Source organism: Kribbella speibonae, assembly GCF_004331375.1.
Lineage (GTDB): Bacteria > Actinomycetota > Actinomycetes > Propionibacteriales > Kribbellaceae > Kribbella > Kribbella sindirgiensis.
Map to the genome: position 1 here is coordinate 467,277 of NZ_SJKC01000003.1, position 17,250 is coordinate 484,526.

Consider the following 17,250-nt stretch of genomic DNA (forward strand, 5'->3'; position numbering starts at 1 on the left):
CTAGGACCTAGCCTTCGTTGGTGTTGGCGCCCGGGTCCTGCAGCATGCGCAGGTGGCCGCGGCGGGCCACCTCGACCGGAGCGCCCGGCGTACCGGTGCCAGGCTCACGACGTGGCAGGGGCCGTGCTGCCTCGCGGACCGCGTTCGCCAGGGCTTCCAGGTCGTCGGACGACGGACCGGCGGCCGCGGGGTCCGGAGCGAGCCGGATGACCTCCCAGCCGTTCGGAGCGGTGAGGCGGTCGGCGTGGTCGGCGCACAGGTCGTAGCAGTGCGGCTCGGCGTACGTCGCGAGCGGACCGAGGACGCAGGTCGAGTCGGCGTACACGTAGGTGAGCGTCGATACGGCAGGCTTCTGACATCCGGCGCGCGAACAGATCCTGGCGATGCTCACGACCAGACATTACGCCCACTAGGCTGAGCGCGTGACCGAGGCTCGCCGTCATCGCAGGCACATCGACCGCCATGGGCGCGGCATGCTCGGCCCGATCAGCCGGCCGAGCAAGTTCGCGCCGCGTGGTCTGCCGCTGCAGCGGTCCGCCGCCGCGCAGTTCGACGAGGTGGTCGCGATCGAGGTGACCCGGCTCGAGAAGCGGCTGCCGCAGGTGGTCGCGCGGGTCGAGTTCGCCATCGAGGACGTGCCGAACCTGGACCTGGACGCCACCGAGATCCCGCTCACGCACGCCAGTGGCGGTACGTCGCATGAGCCGTACCGGATCGTGGTGTTCCGGCGCCCGATCGAGCTCCGCGCCGAACGCTCCGGCGCCGGCCTGTCCTGGCTGGTCCGCTCCGCGCTGGTCCTGGAGCTGGCCGACGTGCTCGCGCTGTCTCCCGAGCAGATCGATCCGGACTTCGACACCGACGACGACTGATCCACCGTGGCCTACGCCGCCGCGTGACCGGTCTGTTACACCAGGCGGGTTGACGGGTGTTCAAACCTGTTCCGTAGTGTGGGAAGCAGTTGTGTCCTTCGTTGTCATCGGGAGAGGATCGTCTTTGTGAACGATCAAAAACTGCGGGTCGGTGTCGTAGGACTGGGCTTTGCCGGACGGACGGCGCTGGAGGCGTTCTCCGAACTGCCGGACGTCGAGGTGATCGGTCTGGCCGGTCTGGAGAAGGACATCCTGACCAGCCTGGGCGAGAAGCACGGCGTACCGCATCTGTACGAGCGGTGGGAGGACCTGCTCGAGACCCCGGGGCTGGAGGCGGTCAGCATCGGTACGCCGACGCAGCTGCACGCCCCGATCGCGCTGGCGGCCCTGCAGAAGGGTCTGCACGTGCTGTCCGAGAAGCCGCTGGCCAGGACCGTGGCCGAGGGCACCGCGATGGTCGAGGCGTCCAAGCAGGCCGGCCGGGTGCTGAAGGTCGTGTTCAACCACCGCGAGCGCGGTGACGTCGCGGCGCTCAAGCACCAGATCGACGAGGGCCAGCTCGGCCGGATCTACTACGCGAAGGCGCACTGGATGCGCCGCAACGGCATCCCCGGAATGGGCGGCTGGTTCACCAACCGCGAGCTGTCCGGCGGCGGGCCGCTGATCGACCTCGGCGTCCACATCCTCGACATGGCGCTGCACCTGATGGGTGAGCCGCAGGTCAGCACGGTGTCGGCGAACACGTTCGCCGAGCTCGGCCCGCGCGGCAAGGGCAGCCGGGACCCGAACGCGAACACGCTCGGATCGGCGTTCGAGGTGGAGGACCTGGCCACGGCGTACCTGCGGTTGCAGGGCGGCGGCGCGCTGCAGCTGGAGACCAGCTGGGCGACGTACCGGGCGCCGGGCGACAACTTCGGGATCGAGCTGTTCGGGACCGACGGCGGCGCCAAGATCGAGGTGCAGAACTACACCAACGAGGACACGCTGCGGATCTTCACCGACGTCGGCGGCGTACCGGCCGAGGTGAAGCCGGCGACCGGCGCCGGGCTCGGCCACCGCGCGGTGGTGCGGGAGTTCGTCCGGATCGTCAAGAGCGGTGAATGGGAAGGCCAGAACGGGTCCGAGGCGCTGCTGCGGACCGAGATCATCGACGCCTGCTACGCCTCGGCGAAGGCGGGACGAGAGGTTGTGCTCCATGACTGAACCCATTCGCGTGACGGTGTGGGGCGAGAACGTCCACGAGGGCCGCGACGAGACCGTCCGCAAGGTCTACCCGGACACCATGCACGAGACGATCGCGGCGGCGCTGCGGGACAAGCTCGGTCAGGAAGTGGTCGTCCGTACGGCGTGGCTGCAGCAGGACGAGCACGGTCTGACCGAGGAAGTGCTCGCCGACACCGACGTACTCACCTGGTGGGGGCACGCCGCGCACGGTGACGTCGACGACGCGATCGTCGACCGGGTGCAGCAGCACGTGCTGTCCGGGATGGGCCTGATCGCGCTGCACTCGGCGCACTTCAGCAAGATCTTCATCAAGCTGATGGGGACGACCTGCTCGCTCGACTGGCGCGCCGAGAACGACCGCGAGCTGATCTGGACGGTCGCCGCCGGGCACCCGATCGCGCAGGGCGTCCCGCACCCGCTGGTGATCGAGCGCGAGGAGATGTACGGCGAGCTGTTCGACATCCCGCAGCCGGACGAGCTGGTGTTCGTCAGCTCGTTCTCCGGCGGCGAGGTGTTCCGCTCCGGCTGCTGCTACCGCCGCGGCCAGGGCCGGGTCTTCTACTTCCGCCCCGGCGACCAGGAGTACCCGACGTACCACCAGCCCGAGGTCCAGCAGATCATCGCCAACGCCGCCAAGTGGGCCGCCCCGACCAGCCCGCGCCAGCTGCCGACCGTCCACCACCGCAAGGACCCGGGCTGGTTCGAGAAGGCCTGATCACGCTTGGTCTTCTTGCTGTACAGGCCGTAGCCGTACGTCGCCGTCCTCGGTGGTCGTGACCCGGAGCAGGGTTCCTGGTGCCAGGAGTTCGGCGACGTGCGGTGGCAGCGGCAGGGAGCCGTCGGTGGCGACGACTGCGAACTCCTCGCCGCTGCGGCCCTCGGAGGCGATGCGTCCGTCCCGGATGGTGACGGTGCGGGGGAGCAGGGCGGCGACTTCGGGGTCGTGAGTCACCAGCAGGACCGTCATGCCGGTGCTCGCGTTGATGGTCGAGATCGCGGCGAGGACCTCGTCCCGGGCCGCGTGGTCCAGCTGACTCGTGGGCTCGTCGGCCAGTAGGAGACCGGGGAACGTGGCGATCCCGACGGCCACCGCACAGAGCTGGATCTGCCCGGGGGTCAGCGACTGCAGCCGAGCATGGGCATGGTCGGTCAGGCCGACCAGGTCGAGTACGTCCTCCGGTGCCGGCAACGACCGATCGCCGGCCGCGGCGCGCTGTGCGTACTTGACGTTGTTCACCGGCGACAGGTACGGGACGAGGTTGCGCCCGGCGCCCTGCAACACGATGCCGACGTCGCTGGCGCGCATCCGGTCCAGCTCGGGCTCGGTCATCGTGGTCAGGGTGTGTTCGCCGATCTGCAGACGCCCTGCGCTCGGCGTCAGCAGACCGCCGCACAGCTGCAGCAGTGTGGATTTGCCGGCGCCGGAAGGGCCGAGCAGACCGACGATCTCGCCGGGCCGCACAGTGATCCCGATCCCGGACAAGGCCGCGACGTCATGGCCCTGGCTGCGGTAGATGTGCACCAGGCCGCTGGTGCTGATCGCCAGTCCGCTCATGACAGCTCCTCCCGGATCCGGCCGTAGCCCGCGCGCCTGTTCACGGTGGTGCCCAGGGTCAGTGTCGTGGCCGTCAGTACGACGGTGCCGCCCAGCCAGAGGATCAACGCCACGGGCCAGTTGATCGCCAGGTCGAGCGGTATCGGCGACGGTTCGGTGGTCTCGGCGAAGAGCGGGAACATTGGCAGCGCGATGTGGGCGCCGATGACCCCACAGGCCGACCCGAGCAGCGCCGCCAGCACGACCGGCCCGGTCTGCTCCCAGCGCGCGGCTCCTCCGGTCGTGGCCGCCGGTACGCCGTTGATGCGCAGACTCGCGTAATCCTGCGCCCGGGAGCGCCAGGAGCTGACGCCCATCAGCAGCAGTACGACGACTGCGAGCGCCCAGCTGGCGAGCCCGACGATCGGGGTGAGCTGCAGCGCGAGGGCGCTGGCGGAACGCCCGTACCCTGCGATGCGGTCCGACCGTTGATCGACGAGCGTGGGCGTGACACCGGCCGCGGTGAGGCCGTCCATGACCTTGCCGACGTTCGCCAGACCGTCGGCGTTCAGCCAGAGCTCGAACTCGGTCGAAGCGCGGTCCACACCCCCGCCGAACCGGCGGGCGGTCTCCAGGTCGAGGACGGCGACCTGATCGGTATGGCGCGGTACCGGGATCCGCGGATTGGCCAGCTTCGCGATCGGGATCGCGATCCCGTCGAAACCCGGCACCGTCAGCGAATCGCCGACGGCGTCCGGGCTGACCAGCGCCGGCACCGGCGTGGGGACGGCGGCATGCTGGAGGTTCAGTTCGCCGCCGAGGCTGGTGACGGCGAGCGTCAACCCGTTCGGTCCGTCCGTTGCCGTGATGCCGCCCTGATCGGCTTCGATCTGCTGGCCGCTCTTCCAGTTCTCCGCCTGGCCGAGCGGGATCTGCTGGGTGTCGGTCGCCAGCCGGCTGATCGCGATCTGGCCCCTGATGCCCGCGACATCTCCGACTTCGCGGGACACCCCGAGCCGGAGCAGAAGGCAGGACGGCTCGCAGCCGATGACCGTGCTCAGCGTCACCGGGCCCTCGCGGCCGAGCGGTATCGGCGGGAAACGCACCAGATAGCGCCCGCCGCTGCGCTGGTTGACCACCGTCGCCTGCACGATCACCGACTTGGCCGGCTCCTCGGGGGCAGGAATCACGCCGTCATTGGTCTCCGGCTCGTACGGCGAGACTCCGCTGACGTCCGCGGTCACCGTCAGCCGCTGACCGGTCAGCTCGATCGGTTTCGGATCCGTGGGCGCCCGGAGCTTGCTGAAGCCGTCGGTATCGGTGAGCCGGTCGCCGCGGAAGGCGATCCGCTGATAGCTGTCCGGCTCGATCAGGACGGCGCGCAGGCTCTCCGCGGACGGCGGACTGGTGAGTACGACGGGGGTCAGCCACCGGCGCTCCGGGTCGACCTTGTCGGCGGCCGCGGTGAAGTCGCCGAGGTTTGCGGTGTCGATCGCCAGGACCGCCTCGGCGCCGGTTTCGTAGCCGGCCCGGGTGTCCCGGTTGCGATCGCCGACCGAAGCCGCCTGACCGGCGAACGACGCCAGGCCGGTCGCGACCGCGACGACGGCGACGAGCCGCGTCACGGCCGGCCGCCTCGCCACCTGCAGAGCGCCGAGCGCGAGACCGAGCCGCCCGCTGCGCAGCGCCTGCCGACTGACCAGTCCCGCGGCCGGCAGCAGCAGGTGTGCGAAGGCGAGTCCCACGGCCAGAGCGAGCAAGGTGGGGGTCAGGATGGGGAGTGGGCCGCGGCCGCCACTGGTCAGTCCTGTCACCAGTCCGGCCGATGCGACGACGATGACGGTGAGATCGATCAGGCCGATCGTGCGGTGCCGTCCGCGGAGCGGGATCCGCCGGAGCAGGCTGGAGATCGGGCGGCGGACGACGGTGCGGACCGACAGCGCGACGACCGTCAGCCCGACCAGCGCCGCCACGGCGACCGCTGCCGGGACAGTCCACGGCAGCTCCAGGGGAGCGCCTCCGCCCAGCCAGGCCACTCGTACGGCGAGGAGCATCGCGAAGCCGGCCACAGCGCCAACCACGGTGCCGAGCAGCACGGGTACACCCAGCTCGACGGCCAGCGTCCGGCCCGTCGTACCGGCGCCTGACCCTCGCAGCCGGGACACCGCAAGTTCCGGTCGGCGCTGGTCGACCACCGTGGCCAGCGCCAGCGCCAGGACGACCACTCCGAACAGGGCCACCTGCACCATGACCAGCGGAATGATCGTCGTAGCCTGCTGTCGTTCCGCCTGGATGCTGTCGATGACCGAGATCAGTCCTGAGCTGTTCTGCGCGTCCATGCCGCGTTCGGCGATCTGTACCTCGAGTTGATCGGTCGCCTGCCGCATCCGGTCCAGATCGTCGGCTCGCGCGCTGCCCGGCCGCGGGCGGGTGTCCAGCGTTGAGTAGGCGGCCAAGGACTTCACGGAGAGCGTGTCGCGTTCGGCGAGAAGGAAGTCGCCCAGCGGGGGCTGGGAGTCGCTGGCCTGCCGTGAGTTCCCGATCGGCCTGCGGCCGAACCAGTAGCCGTCCTCGGCGTTCGCCTGGTAGATCCCGACCACGCGGAGCGGGCTGCGCGTGGGGTCGCTGGCGGTCTGGGCCTTGAGCGTCGTCCCGACCTTCAGGCTGAAGTTCTTCGCGTCCGCTGTCGACGCGGCGACCTCACCCGGGCCGCTGGGGCACCGGCCGGCCGTCAGCTCGAGTTGGGCGCAGTAACCGTCCCGCCACACCACCCGGCCCTGGACGGTCGGTCTGTCGTTGCCGCGACCCCAGATCACCGCGGCGGCCCGTCCGTACACCGGTGGGGTGAACAGCGGCTTCAGATCGGCCGGGATCAGCTGGTCGAGGTCCTCCGGCGGGGTCGATTCGGCCGGACCGCGGACGGCCGTCGAAGGGATCGTCTTGAGCTGCCAGGCCGCGGAGTTCCACTGGTGCGTCAAGGCCTCGGTCGTGACGGTCTGCTCGACCGCTCGCGAGAACCAGGGCGCGAACGCCGCGCAGGCGCCGATCAGCAGGCTGATCCCGGCCAGGACCAGCGCCTGCGACCACCGGTACCGCAGAGCCATCCGCAGGAACATGTTTGGCCACCCCCCAGCCGCCAGGTCACGCCGGTCGGTGACCAAGGACCGAACATACGGAAAAGAGGGGGCAGCGTCAGGACGCGGCGTGACAACGATGCCCAGTTGTTGTCTGGACCGCACGGAGCGAGGCTGAGATACAGCTTGGTCGCTGTGCCGGATAGGGTCCGTGCATGGTTGATGTTGCGGGGATCTTCAAGGCTTATGACGTCCGGGGGGTCGTTCCGGACCAGTTCGACGAGTCGGTGGCCCGGGCGACGGGGGCTGCGTTCGTCGAGGTCCTGGACGTGCTCGGCGGGCCCGGCGCGGTCGTGATCGGGTACGACATGCGGCCGTCCAGCCCAGGGCTGGCGGCTGCCTTCGCCGAAGGTGTGGCGAGCACCGGCGCCGACGTGATCGACATCGGCCTGGCCTCCACCGACCAGCTGTACTTCGCGTCCGGCCGGCTCGATCTGCCCGGCGCGATGTTCACCGCCAGCCACAACCCGGCGCAGTACAACGGCATCAAGATGTGCCGCGCGGGCGCCGCGCCGGTCGGCTCCGACTCGGGGCTGCGCGACATCGCCGACCTGGTCGCCAAGGCGCTGACCGAGGGCCCGGCGACCGGATCCGCCGCGGGGCACATCACTCACAAGGACCTGCTGACCGCGTACGCCGACCACCTGCACCACCTGGTCGACCTGAGCGGCATCCGCCCGCTCACCGTGGTCGTCGACGCCGGCAACGGCATGGGCGGCCACACCGTCCCGGCGGTGTTCGCCGAGGGGCCGGTGACGATCGTCCCGATGTACTTCGAGCTCGACGGCAGCTTCCCGAACCACGAGGCCAACCCGCTCGACCCGAAGAACCTGGTCGACCTGCAGGCCAAGGTCCGCGAGACCGGCGCCGACCTCGGCCTGGCCTTCGACGGCGACGCGGACCGCTGCTTCGTGGTGGACGAGAAGGGCGACCCGATCTCGCCGAGCGCGATCACCGGCGCGGTCGCCGTCCGCGAGCTCGTGAAGCACCCCGGGTCGGCCGTCATCCACAACCTGATCACGTCGAAGGCCGTCCCGGAGCTGATCACCGAACACGGCGGTACGCCGGTCCGCGCGCGCGTCGGCCACTCCTACATCAAGCAGAAGATGGCCGAGACCGACGCGGTGTTCGGCGGCGAGCACTCCGCGCACTACTACTTCCGCGACTTCTGGCGCGCCGACACCGGCATGCTGGCGGCGCTGCACGTCCTGGCCGCGCTGGGTGAGCAGGACAAACCGGCCGGCGAGCTGTTCGCCGAGTACGAGCGGTACGTCGCGTCCGGCGAGATCAACAACAAGGTCGCGGACGCGGCGGCGACCGTCGCGGCGATCGAAGACACATATTCTGGCCTCGAGGGCGTGACCGTCGACCATCTGGACGGGTTGACCGTGTCGGCGGGACAGTGGTGGTTCAACGTCCGTGCGTCGAACACGGAGCCGTTGCTGCGGCTGAACGTCGAGGCGGCGGACCGGCCCGAGATGGAACGCGTCCGCGACGAAGTACTGGCCCTGATCACTGGTGCGTAGGGAGAACTGAATGGCAGTCAATCTGGACCCGGACCTGCTGAGCATCCTGGTCTGCCCGAAGTGCCGCTCGGAGTTCCGCGTGGACGACGAGGCGAACGAGCTGATCTGCACCAACGCCGCCTGCGGGCTGGCGTACCCGGTGCGCGACGACATCCCGGTGCTGCTGATCGACGAGGCCCGGGACACCAGGGAACCAGCCGCGACAGAGAGCTGACACCGAGCTGATGAGCGTCTTCGACGACACCCGGCTGGACGACCCGGCCGCACTCCAGGCGGCGGACCATCTGCTGCGACGGCTCGCGATGGCCGGCGCCCGGGTCCGCGCCGAGCTCGAAGCGTCCGAGGACGTGCTGTCCAAGCTGACCTCCGACGGCTTCCGGCCCCGCGCTGTGGTGGCCGCCGGCCGGGACGCCCGGCTGGTCCGGGCCGTGCTGGAGCCGGTGTGCCCGGTTCCGTTCCTCGCCTGGCCCGGCCCGGGACTGCCCGGTTGGGCGGGTCCCCTCGACCTGGTCGTCGTACTCGCCGGTGCTTCCGAGGACCTGGACGCGATCTCGGCCGCGGGCGAAGCGGTACGGCGTGGTTGCGGGCTGATGGTCGCCGCGCCGGAGGACTCACCGGTGGCGATCGCCTCGGCCGGTCTGCGGCACGCGATCCGCCTACCGTCCCAGTCCGACGACCAGCTGGCGTCCGCGGTCGCCGTACTGCAGGCGCTGCACCAGATGGACCTGGGGCCCGAGGTGGACCACAAGGCCGTCGCGTCGATCCTGGACGACGTAGCGATCGAGTGCTCGCCCAACAAGGACGTGGCGTCCAACCAGGCCAAGGACCTCGCACTGGTGCTCGCGGACGCGTTGCCGCTGGTGTGGGGCGGTTCGGTGCTCGCTGCGCGGGCGGCACGGCGTGTGGTCGAGGCACTGCGGCTGGCGAGCGGTCGACCCGCTCTGGCCGCTGACGCCGGTCACCTGCTGCCGGTGCTCAACCAGCCGCCGCGGGACCTGTTCGCGGACCCGTTCGACAAGGCGGAGGAGCTGCGGCCGGCTCTGATCATCCTCGACGACGGTGTGGAGGACTCGGGAGTCGCCGAGCACCGCCGCAAGCTGGAGCAGAAGGCGCAGGCGCACGATGTCCGCGTGCACACGGTGACGCAGGCCGACGGTACGGACATCGCCCGGTACGCCGCCCTGACCCAGCACGGCCGGTACGCCGCGGCGTACCTCGGGATCGGCCTGGGCCGCTACGGTACGGCGACCGACGACGATCCGGCCGAGCCGGGGATTCCTTCGGAGGACCCAGCGTGGTAGTTCCGCTGCAGAACACGATCCGCGACTACGCGTGGGGTTCGCCGACCGCCCTCCCCGAGCTGCTCGGGGTGCAACCGGACGGCAAGCCGCAGGCCGAGATGTGGATGGGCGCGCACGAGTCCGCCCCGTCAGTGCTTCCTTCTGGTGATTCGCTGTTCGACGTCGTGTCTGCCGATCCCGCCGCGGTGCTGGGGGAGGAGACGACCGAGCGATTCGAGGGCAGGTTCCCGTTCCTCGCGAAGCTGCTCGCGGCCGGACAACCGTTGTCGATCCAGGCGCACCCGTCCCTGGAGCAGGCGATCGACGGGTACGCGCGGGACGAGGCGGACGGGATCCCCCGGGACGCCGCGGACCGGAACTACAAGGACGCCTGGCCGAAGCCGGAGATCCTGATCGCGCTCGAGCCGTTCGACGCACTGGTCGGTTTCCGGCCGCTGGAGAGCACGGTCGCGCTGCTGGACGCCTTGGGGCCCGCCGGGTTCGGCGAGCTGACCGACCTGCTGCGCAACGGCAAGCTGCGCGAGGCGTTCACCGATTTCATGAGCCGCGACCGGGACGCGATCCGTCCGCTGGTCGCCGCCCTGGGGTTCGCGATCGACACCTACACCGGTGACGCGTTCGCGCTGGAGCGCGAGACCATGTCGCGGCTCTGCGCGGATTTCCCGGACGATCCCGGCGTCCTCGCGGCCCTGCTGCTGAACCGGGTGCGGTTGCAGCGGTTCGACGCGGTCTACCTCCCGGCCGGGAACGTGCACGCGTACCTGCGCGGACTCGGGTTCGAGGTGATGGCGAACTCGGACAACGTCCTGCGCGGCGGGCTGACGCGCAAGCACATCGACGTACCGGAGCTGGTGTCGGTCGTCGATTTCGAGCCGCTGGCGGATCCGGTACTGACCGCGACCGCGGACGGGATCTACGAGACCGGTTGCCCGTACTTCGCTGTCCGCCGGGTCGATCTGGACGGCGGCGAGCAGACTGTGGAAGGCGTCGGGCCGCGGATCGTCTGCTGCGTGGCCGGGACCGTCGATGCTGTCGGCAAAGAATCTGCTGAGAGCTTGTCCGCAGGGCAGTCCGCGTTCGTCTCGGGAACCGAAGGACCCTGTACCCTGCGTGGTTCCGGCACGGCGTTCGTCGTGTCCGCACGCTGATTCCACGGAGGACCTGAACAACCATGGCTGGTGGCGGAAACAAGGCCGTTGTCGCGGCTTTGCTGGCGAACACCGGGATCGCGATCACCAAGTTCGGCGCCTGGGCGCTGACCCAGTCGGCGTCGATGCTGGCCGAGGCGATCCACTCACTCGCCGACGCGGGCAACCAGGTGCTGCTGCTGGTCGGCGGTCAGCGGGCCAAGCGCGCGGCCGACGAACTGCACCAGTTCGGGTTCGGCCGGGAGCGGTACGTCTACTCGTTCATCGTGTCGATCGTGCTGTTCAGCGTCGGTGGTCTGTTCGCGCTGTACGAGGGCTACCACAAGGTGCACGACCCGCACGGCATCGACCACTGGAAGTGGGTTCCGGTCGCGGTGCTGGTGGTCGCGATCGTGATGGAGACCCTGTCGTTCCGGACCGCGATCGTCGAGGCGAACAAGGTTCGCGGGCACGTGTCCTGGACGCGGTTCATCCGGAACGCGCGGGCCCCGGAGCTGCCCGTCATCCTGCTGGAGGACTTCGCCGCGCTCACCGGTCTGGTGCTGGCGCTGATCGGCGTCGTGCTGACGCTTGCCACCGGCAACGGTGTGTACGACGGCCTGGGGTCGATGGCGATCGGCGTGCTGCTGGTCTGTGTCGCGATCTTCCTGGCGATCGAGATGAAGTCGCTGCTGCTGGGTGAGTCCGCGACCCGCGAGGCCCAGCAGAAGATCGTCGACGCGATCGAGAACACCCCCGGTGTGCAGCGCCTGATCCACATCAAGACCCTGCACCTCGGCCCCGAAGAGGTCCTGGTCGCCGCGAAACTCGGCGTCGAGCCCACCGCCGACGCGTCCGTCGTCGCCGAGGTCATCGACGCCGCCGAACGAGCAATCCGCGAAGCCGAACCCATGAGCGTCCACATCTACCTGGAGCCCGACATCTTCCACGAAAACCACGTCCCCGACGCCCGCCCCGCCGTCCCCGAGGCCCCCTCGCACTGACCTAACGCGGTTTGGGCGGGAGCACGCCGGACCTGCCCAGCCAGCGGAGGGCGCGGTCGCGGTCGATCTGGGCTTGGGTTGGAGGTGCTGTCAACCGTCCGGTGCGGTAGCCGAGGTTGCGGATGTCGGCGGCTACGGACGGTTCGGCGAGGGCTCGCAGGGCGAAGGCGAGGGCGGCCGGCGTCACGTCGTACCGGCGTTCGAGATCGAGGGCCAGCCGGACGGCGGCCAGGTCGCGGTCGTCGTACTGGCGCTGCGCGGTGTGCTCGGATCTGGAACGTGGCAGCAGGCCGAGTGCCTCCCGGTAGCGCAGCATGCGCGGAGTGGTACCCAGTTGGCGAGCGGCCTCGGTGATGCGCATAGCATCAATCCTGACATTTCGGTGTCAAAAATGCGCCTGGAGCGATCAAACCGCGTGGCTCGGCCCTCTAGGCTCAGGCACGAACCAATCACTGTCTTCAGGGGAGCGGCATGACCTTCGACTACAAGGTGGCGGATCTCGGCCTGGCCGAGTTCGGGCGCAAGGAGATCCGGCTGGCCGAGCACGAGATGCCCGGTCTGATGGCGATGCGCGCGCAGTACGGCGAGAGCAAGCCGCTGGCCGGCGCGCGGATCATGGGCTCGCTGCACATGACGATCCAGACCGCGGTGCTGATCGAGACGCTGACCGCGCTCGGCGCCGAGGTGCGCTGGGTCTCGTGCAACATCTTCTCCACCCAGGACCACGCCGCCGCGGCGGTCGTCGTCGGCCCGGAGGGTTCCGCCGAGAACCCCGCCGGTGTGCCGGTCTTCGCCTGGAAGGGCGAGACCCTGGAGGAGTACTGGTGGTGCACCGAGCAGGCGCTCAAGTGGCCCGGTGACGAGGGCCCGAACATGATCCTGGACGACGGCGGCGACGCCACGATGCTCGTCCACAAGGGCACCGAGTTCGAGAAGGCCGGCGCCGTACCGGACCCGTCGACCGCTGACTCCGAGGAGTACGGCGTCGTCCTGAAGCTGCTGACCCGCACGCTGCAGGAGGACCCGCAGCTGTGGACCACGATCGGTCAGGGCATCAAGGGGGTCACCGAGGAGACCACCACCGGCGTGCACCGGCTGTACGAGATGCACAAGGCCGGCGCGCTGCTGTTCCCGGCGATCAACGTCAACGACTCGGTGACCAAGTCGAAGTTCGACAACAAGTACGGCTGCCGGCACTCGCTGATCGACGGCATCAACCGCGCCACCGACGTACTGATCGGCGGCAAGGTCGCGGTCGTCTGCGGGTACGGCGATGTCGGCAAGGGCTGCGCCGAGTCGCTGCGCGGCCAGGGCGCCCGGGTGATCGTCACCGAGATCGACCCGATCTGCGCGCTGCAGGCGGCGATGGACGGGTACCAGGTGACGACGGTGGACGACGTGGTCGGGATCGCCGACATCTTCGTCACCACCACCGGCAACAAGGACGTCATCACCGCCGACCACATGGCGGCGATGAAGCACCAGGCGATCGTCGGCAACATCGGCCACTTCGACAACGAGATCGACATGGCCGGGCTGTACAAGACGGCCGGCGTCGAGCGGGTCAACATCAAGCCGCAGGTCGACGAGTTCCGGTTCCCCGACGGCCACACGATTATCGTGCTGTCCGAGGGTCGCCTGCTGAACCTGGGCAACGCGACCGGGCACCCGTCGTTCGTGATGTCGAACTCGTTCACCAACCAGGTGCTGGCGCAGATCGAGCTGTTCGTGAAGACCGCCGACTACCCGACCGAGGTGTACGTGCTGCCGAAGCACCTCGACGAGATGGTCGCCCGCCTCCACCTCGACGCCCTCGGCGTCAAGCTCACCGAGCTGACCAAGGAGCAGTCCGCGTACCTGGGCGTCCCGGTCGAGGGCCCGTACAAGGCCGAGGCCTACCGCTACTGATCCCCCCACAGCAAGCGCCCCACAGGTGATCCTGTGGGGCGCTTCGCTGTTCAGCGGACTGCAGTGACGAGGTGCTTGTCGGCGACCTGACCGAGTACGGCGACCTCGGCGAACCCGGCCTTGCGGAACGCGTCGAGCGTGTCGGTGAGCGTGATCTCGCGGGACTTGGCGCGGTCGGCGAAGCGACGCTCCCGTTCGCTCAGGAGTGCCGCGAACGCCGGCTCTTCGGCGGCCGCGTCCCACCACGACGTCCAGTCCTCGACGCCGGCCGCGTGCGAGTCGGCCCAGATCTGGTTCCGGAGCTCGACCGCGACGGCGTCCAGTTGCGGGACCTCGGCCGGGCCGAGGCGCATGGTGTCCGCGTTGAGGAAGACGCCACCTGGCCGGATCCGCCGCGCCAACGTCCGCGCCAGCTCCTCCAGGTCGGCCGGATCCAGCCAGTGCAGCGCGGTCGCCGAGCACACCGCGTCCACAGGACCGTCACCCAGTACGGCGTCCCACCCGGGAGCCCGCAGGTCGGCCTCCGCGAAACGTACACCCGGTACGGCGTTCCGCGCGATCTCCAGCAGGAACGGGTCCAGGTCCACTCCGACGACCTGTGCGCCGGGGAACCGGACGGCGGCGCGAGCCGAGATCGATCCCGGTCCGCACGCGAGATCCACGAACCGCTCCGGGGTCCCCGCGACCTTCTCCACGATCGTGAGCATCAGGTCGAACTGCTCATCCCGATCCGGCAGGTAGCCGGCCTGCTGCCGATCCCACCGAGCCAGCCACTCGCCCCACTCAATCTGCGACATGGTCGCAACAATAACTCGCCGAGGTCAGAACGAGTGGGCGGATTCGTTGCTGCCCGGGGCGGCCCAGCCTTGGGCGTTGACTGTGGCGGGGCGGGGTTTCGACAGCGGGGGTGGCGGGGCGAACGGGCCCGGGGCGGGTGGGGGCGGCGGGAGGACGCCGTACGGGCTTGGCGGGGCGAACGGGCCGGTGTGGGTGGGGCGTTGGGTGGAGAGGCGGTGGAGTTCTCGGCGGCGGCGTTCGGCGAGGACGGCCGACAGGTAGGCGGGGGCGATGATCTGGGTCGGCGGTGCGGGGGCGATCACAGCGGCTACCCGGGCGGCCAGTGCCTCGCCGATGGCGTGCTGGGCGCCGGGGAGGAGTTCGGCGTACCGGGACAGGTAGTCGCGGGCCGCGTTGGCCAGCTCGTCGGACAGCCGGGACAGCTCGAGCGACTGTGCCCACTGGACCAGGTGGCCGGGGACGAACAGCGGGGGTGACGCCATCGACTGGTGCCGCTCGCGAATGACGACCGTGCCGGCGACCATGTCCCCGATCCGCTTGCCCTGCTTGTTCATCAGGCTGGCCACGATCCCGGGGCTGGCCGCGAACCACGGCGCGAAGTCGACGAAGAACCACATCAGCGTCCGCACCAGCGCGTGCCGGAACCGGATCGAGCTGCCGTCGTCGCGCACCACCTTCAGCCCGAGCACCATCTTGCCCAGCGTCCGTCCCCGGGTGAGCGTCTCCATGACGACCCGATAGCCGACCACCACGAGCAGTACGACGATGAAGATCAGCGCGACCGCCAGCGCCTCACTGGACTCGCTCCCGAACAGGAAACCGGCCAGCAACGCGATCAGCACGGTCAGGACGATGCCCTGCAGCGCCATGTCGATCGCACACGCCAGGGCCCGCGTCGGCATCCGGGCGATCCGCACCTGGAGGACTACCGCTTCGCCGGTGACCAGCTGCGACACCTAGCCCCCCTCCTCGGTAGACACTCAGTCCGGTTAGTCTGCCACCAGTCGGGTGGAGGAGGTGTGGCGGTGGACGTAGAAGCCTTTGTCTCGGTGCACCAGCCGCAGTGGGACCGCCTGGCCTACCTGACGCGCCGCCAGCGCCGCCTGTCCGGTGCGGAGGCCGAAGAGCTCGTAGTGCTCTACCAGCGCGTCGGCACGCACCTGGCCGCGCTGCGAGCGGCCGGAGCGGACCCGGTCTCGATCGGTCGCCTGTCCGGGCTGATCGCCGACGCGCGGGGTGCCGTGACAGGTGCTCAGGCTCCCGTCTGGCGGGACATCTCGAAGTACTTCCTGGTCAGCTTCCCGGCCGCGCTCTACGCGTCCAGACGCTGGTGGGTCACCATCGGTCTGCTCTTCTACCTGGTCACGGCCTGGGCCGCGTGGCGGGTTCTGGCGCACCCGGAGGTAATGGACTCGATCGCTACGCCGGGCCAGATCAAACAGCTCGTCGAGCACGACTTCGAGTCGTACTACTCGGAGAACCCCGCCCAGGACTTCGCGCTCCGTGTCTGGATCAACAACGCGACGATCAGTGCCGCCGTACTCGCGCTCGGCATCCTGCTGATCCCGTCCGTCTTCATCCTCTGGGACAACGCGCTCAACCTCGGCCTCAGCGCCGGGCTGATGATCGGCCACGACAAGGGCGGTCTGTTCTTCGGCCTGATCACTCCGCACGGTCTGCTCGAGCTGACCGCGGTGTTCGTCGCGACCGCGGCCGGTCTGCGGCTCGGCTGGTCCTGGGTCGTACCGGGGCCGCGGACCCGCATGCAGTCCGTCGCCCAGACCGGTCGCGCCACCGTCGGGATGGCGATCGGTCTCGCCGCGGTCCTGCTCGTCACCGGGCTGATCGAAGCGTTCGTCACACCGTTCCTGCCGGTCGCGGTCCGCGTCACGATCGGCATCCTCGCCGAGTTGGCGTTCTTCACCTACGTCTGGACCCTCGGCCGCCGCGCCTACCGCCAGGGCGAGTACGGCGACATCGACGAAGCGGACCGCGAGGCCACAGCACCTGTCTCCGCCTGACTGTTTCGGTCCTGGGCACAGGACAGGAATGAAAGCTGCCCAGGAAGTCCGCCACAGCAGACCGTACGAACTCGCGATCACGACAGGCCTGATCGCGTACGGCGTCGTACACCTGCTGGTCGCATGGATCGCTCTGCAACTCGCGTTCGGCAAGTCATCGCAGGAGGCTTCGCAGCAGGGCGCTCTGCGGGAGCTGGCCGGTGGACCGCTCGGTGGCGTGCTGTTGTGGGTCGTGGCGATCGGTCTGTTCGCCCTGGTCGTCTGGCGGGTCCTGGAGCTCGTGTGGGGCCATCTCGACGTGGAGAAGAAGGTGTCCTCGATCGGTCGCGCCATCGTGTACCTGGTGCTGGGCGTCAGCGCGGTGAAGATCGCGGTCGGCTCCGGAAGCTCGGGCAGCGGGCAGCAACGGACGATGTCCGCGCGACTGATGGAACACGGCGCGGGGCGAGTGCTGCTGGTCGCCGTCGGTATCGCGATCGTCGCGCTCGGCTGCTACCACGTGTACAAGGGGATCACGAAGAAGTTCCTCGAGGACCTGGTCGGCGGCGTCTCCGACCTGACGATCCTGCTGGGCCGGATCGGGTACGTCGCGAAGGGGATCGCGTTCGCCGTGGTCGGCGTACTGGTCGGCTGGGCGGCGATCGACTATGACCCGCAGAAGGCCGGCGGTCTCGACAGCGCACTGCACACGATCAAGGAGCAGCCGTTCGGTTCGGTGCTGCTGACGGTGCTGGCGGCCGGGATCGCGGCCTTCGGCGGGTACTGCTTCATCTGGTCGCGGAACGCCCGCCGCTGAGCTGCTTG

17 protein-coding genes and 1 pseudogene are annotated in these 17,250 nt (G+C 69.5%); 12 read left to right on the top strand and 6 right to left on the bottom strand.

The window, feature by feature from the left end; all coding sequences use genetic code 11:
* Positions 1 to 7: 7 nt before the first annotated feature.
* Positions 8 to 391: a DUF3499 domain-containing protein gene (locus E0H92_RS23510; protein WP_131287509.1), complete on the bottom strand. Its 384-nt coding sequence runs from the start codon at positions 389 to 391 to the stop codon at positions 8 to 10.
* A gap of 31 nt (positions 392 to 422) precedes the next feature.
* Between E0H92_RS23510 and E0H92_RS23515 the strand changes: the two genes are divergently transcribed.
* The 3 genes from E0H92_RS23515 to E0H92_RS23525 all read left to right on the top strand — a co-directional run bounded on the left by E0H92_RS23515 (position 423) and on the right by E0H92_RS23525 (position 2,808).
* The gene (locus E0H92_RS23515) at positions 423 to 869 is read left to right on the top strand and encodes a metallopeptidase family protein (RefSeq protein ID WP_238152506.1); all 447 of its coding nucleotides are present in this window, start codon (positions 423 to 425) and stop codon (positions 867 to 869) included.
* A gap of 126 nt (positions 870 to 995) precedes the next feature.
* The gene (locus E0H92_RS23520) at positions 996 to 2,072 is read left to right on the top strand and encodes a Gfo/Idh/MocA family protein (protein WP_131497737.1); all 1,077 of its coding nucleotides are present in this window, start codon (positions 996 to 998) and stop codon (positions 2,070 to 2,072) included.
* A complete protein-coding gene (locus E0H92_RS23525; protein ID WP_131287505.1) occupies positions 2,065 to 2,808 on the top strand; it encodes a ThuA domain-containing protein in 744 nt (247 codons plus the stop codon). Before E0H92_RS23520 ends, E0H92_RS23525 begins: the two co-directional genes overlap by 8 nt.
* Here E0H92_RS23525 and E0H92_RS23530 read toward each other — a convergent pair whose 3' ends face one another.
* A complete protein-coding gene (locus tag E0H92_RS23530) occupies positions 2,809 to 3,648 on the bottom strand; it encodes an ABC transporter ATP-binding protein (protein ID WP_131497738.1) in 840 nt (279 codons plus the stop codon). It lies immediately after the preceding gene.
* Entirely contained in the window at positions 3,645 to 6,743 is a 3,099-nt protein-coding gene (locus E0H92_RS23535; RefSeq protein WP_131497739.1) for an FtsX-like permease family protein, read from the bottom strand. The genes E0H92_RS23530 and E0H92_RS23535 overlap by 4 nt, the downstream gene beginning before the upstream one ends.
* A gap of 173 nt (positions 6,744 to 6,916) precedes the next feature.
* Between E0H92_RS23535 and E0H92_RS23540 the strand changes: the two genes are divergently transcribed.
* The 5 genes from E0H92_RS23540 to E0H92_RS23560 are packed head-to-tail and all read left to right on the top strand — an operon-like array spanning position 6,917 to position 11,719.
* A complete protein-coding gene (locus E0H92_RS23540; protein ID WP_131497740.1) occupies positions 6,917 to 8,287 on the top strand; it encodes a phosphomannomutase/phosphoglucomutase in 1,371 nt (456 codons plus the stop codon).
* Positions 8,288 to 8,297: 10 nt separating this feature from the next.
* Positions 8,298 to 8,501 carry a Trm112 family protein gene (locus E0H92_RS23545; protein WP_131460142.1) on the top strand — a complete coding sequence of 68 codons (204 nt, stop codon included), beginning with the start codon at positions 8,298 to 8,300 and terminating at the stop codon, positions 8,499 to 8,501.
* Between the two features lie 10 nt (positions 8,502 to 8,511).
* A complete protein-coding gene (locus tag E0H92_RS23550) occupies positions 8,512 to 9,588 on the top strand; it encodes an SIS domain-containing protein (RefSeq protein ID WP_131497741.1) in 1,077 nt (358 codons plus the stop codon).
* Positions 9,582 to 10,736, top strand: a complete 1,155-nt coding sequence (manA, locus tag E0H92_RS23555; RefSeq protein ID WP_131497742.1) for a mannose-6-phosphate isomerase, class I — start codon at positions 9,582 to 9,584, stop codon at positions 10,734 to 10,736. The genes E0H92_RS23550 and manA overlap by 7 nt, the downstream gene beginning before the upstream one ends.
* A gap of 23 nt (positions 10,737 to 10,759) precedes the next feature.
* Positions 10,760 to 11,719, top strand: coding sequence for a cation diffusion facilitator family transporter (locus E0H92_RS23560; protein WP_131497743.1), 960 nt, complete (start codon positions 10,760 to 10,762; stop codon positions 11,717 to 11,719).
* A 1-nt stretch (position 11,720) separates the two neighbouring features.
* On the opposite strand, the gene E0H92_RS23565 is transcribed toward E0H92_RS23560, so the two are convergent.
* On the bottom strand, positions 11,721 to 12,080 hold the full coding sequence (locus tag E0H92_RS23565; RefSeq protein WP_131460138.1) for a MerR family transcriptional regulator: 360 nt from the start codon (positions 12,078 to 12,080) through the stop codon (positions 11,721 to 11,723).
* 110 nt (positions 12,081 to 12,190) lie between these two features.
* Here E0H92_RS23565 and ahcY point away from each other — a divergent pair, with 110 nt between their 5' ends.
* On the top strand, positions 12,191 to 13,627 hold the full coding sequence (ahcY, locus tag E0H92_RS23570; RefSeq protein WP_131460137.1) for an adenosylhomocysteinase: 1,437 nt from the start codon (positions 12,191 to 12,193) through the stop codon (positions 13,625 to 13,627).
* Between the two features lie 50 nt (positions 13,628 to 13,677).
* On the opposite strand, the gene E0H92_RS23575 is transcribed toward ahcY, so the two are convergent.
* On the bottom strand, positions 13,678 to 14,424 hold the full coding sequence (locus E0H92_RS23575; protein WP_131497744.1) for a class I SAM-dependent methyltransferase: 747 nt from the start codon (positions 14,422 to 14,424) through the stop codon (positions 13,678 to 13,680).
* Between the two features lie 24 nt (positions 14,425 to 14,448).
* Entirely contained in the window at positions 14,449 to 15,381 is a 933-nt protein-coding gene (locus E0H92_RS45540; protein WP_275670100.1) for an RDD family protein, read from the bottom strand.
* Positions 15,382 to 15,444: 63 nt separating this feature from the next.
* On the opposite strand from E0H92_RS45540, the gene E0H92_RS23585 reads away from it, so the two are divergent.
* From E0H92_RS23585 to E0H92_RS45665, 3 genes and pseudogenes are all read left to right on the top strand, one after another.
* On the top strand, positions 15,445 to 16,446 hold the full coding sequence (locus E0H92_RS23585) for a stage II sporulation protein M (protein WP_238173558.1): 1,002 nt from the start codon (positions 15,445 to 15,447) through the stop codon (positions 16,444 to 16,446).
* Positions 16,388 to 16,711, top strand: a pseudogene (locus tag E0H92_RS45660) (DUF1206 domain-containing protein); the annotation flags it as partial. The gene E0H92_RS23585 and the pseudogene E0H92_RS45660, both read left to right, overlap by 59 nt.
* Before the next feature lie 45 nt (positions 16,712 to 16,756).
* Positions 16,757 to 17,242, top strand: a complete 486-nt coding sequence (locus tag E0H92_RS45665; protein WP_338068878.1) for a DUF1206 domain-containing protein — start codon at positions 16,757 to 16,759, stop codon at positions 17,240 to 17,242.
* Positions 17,243 to 17,250: the final 8 nt, after the last annotated feature.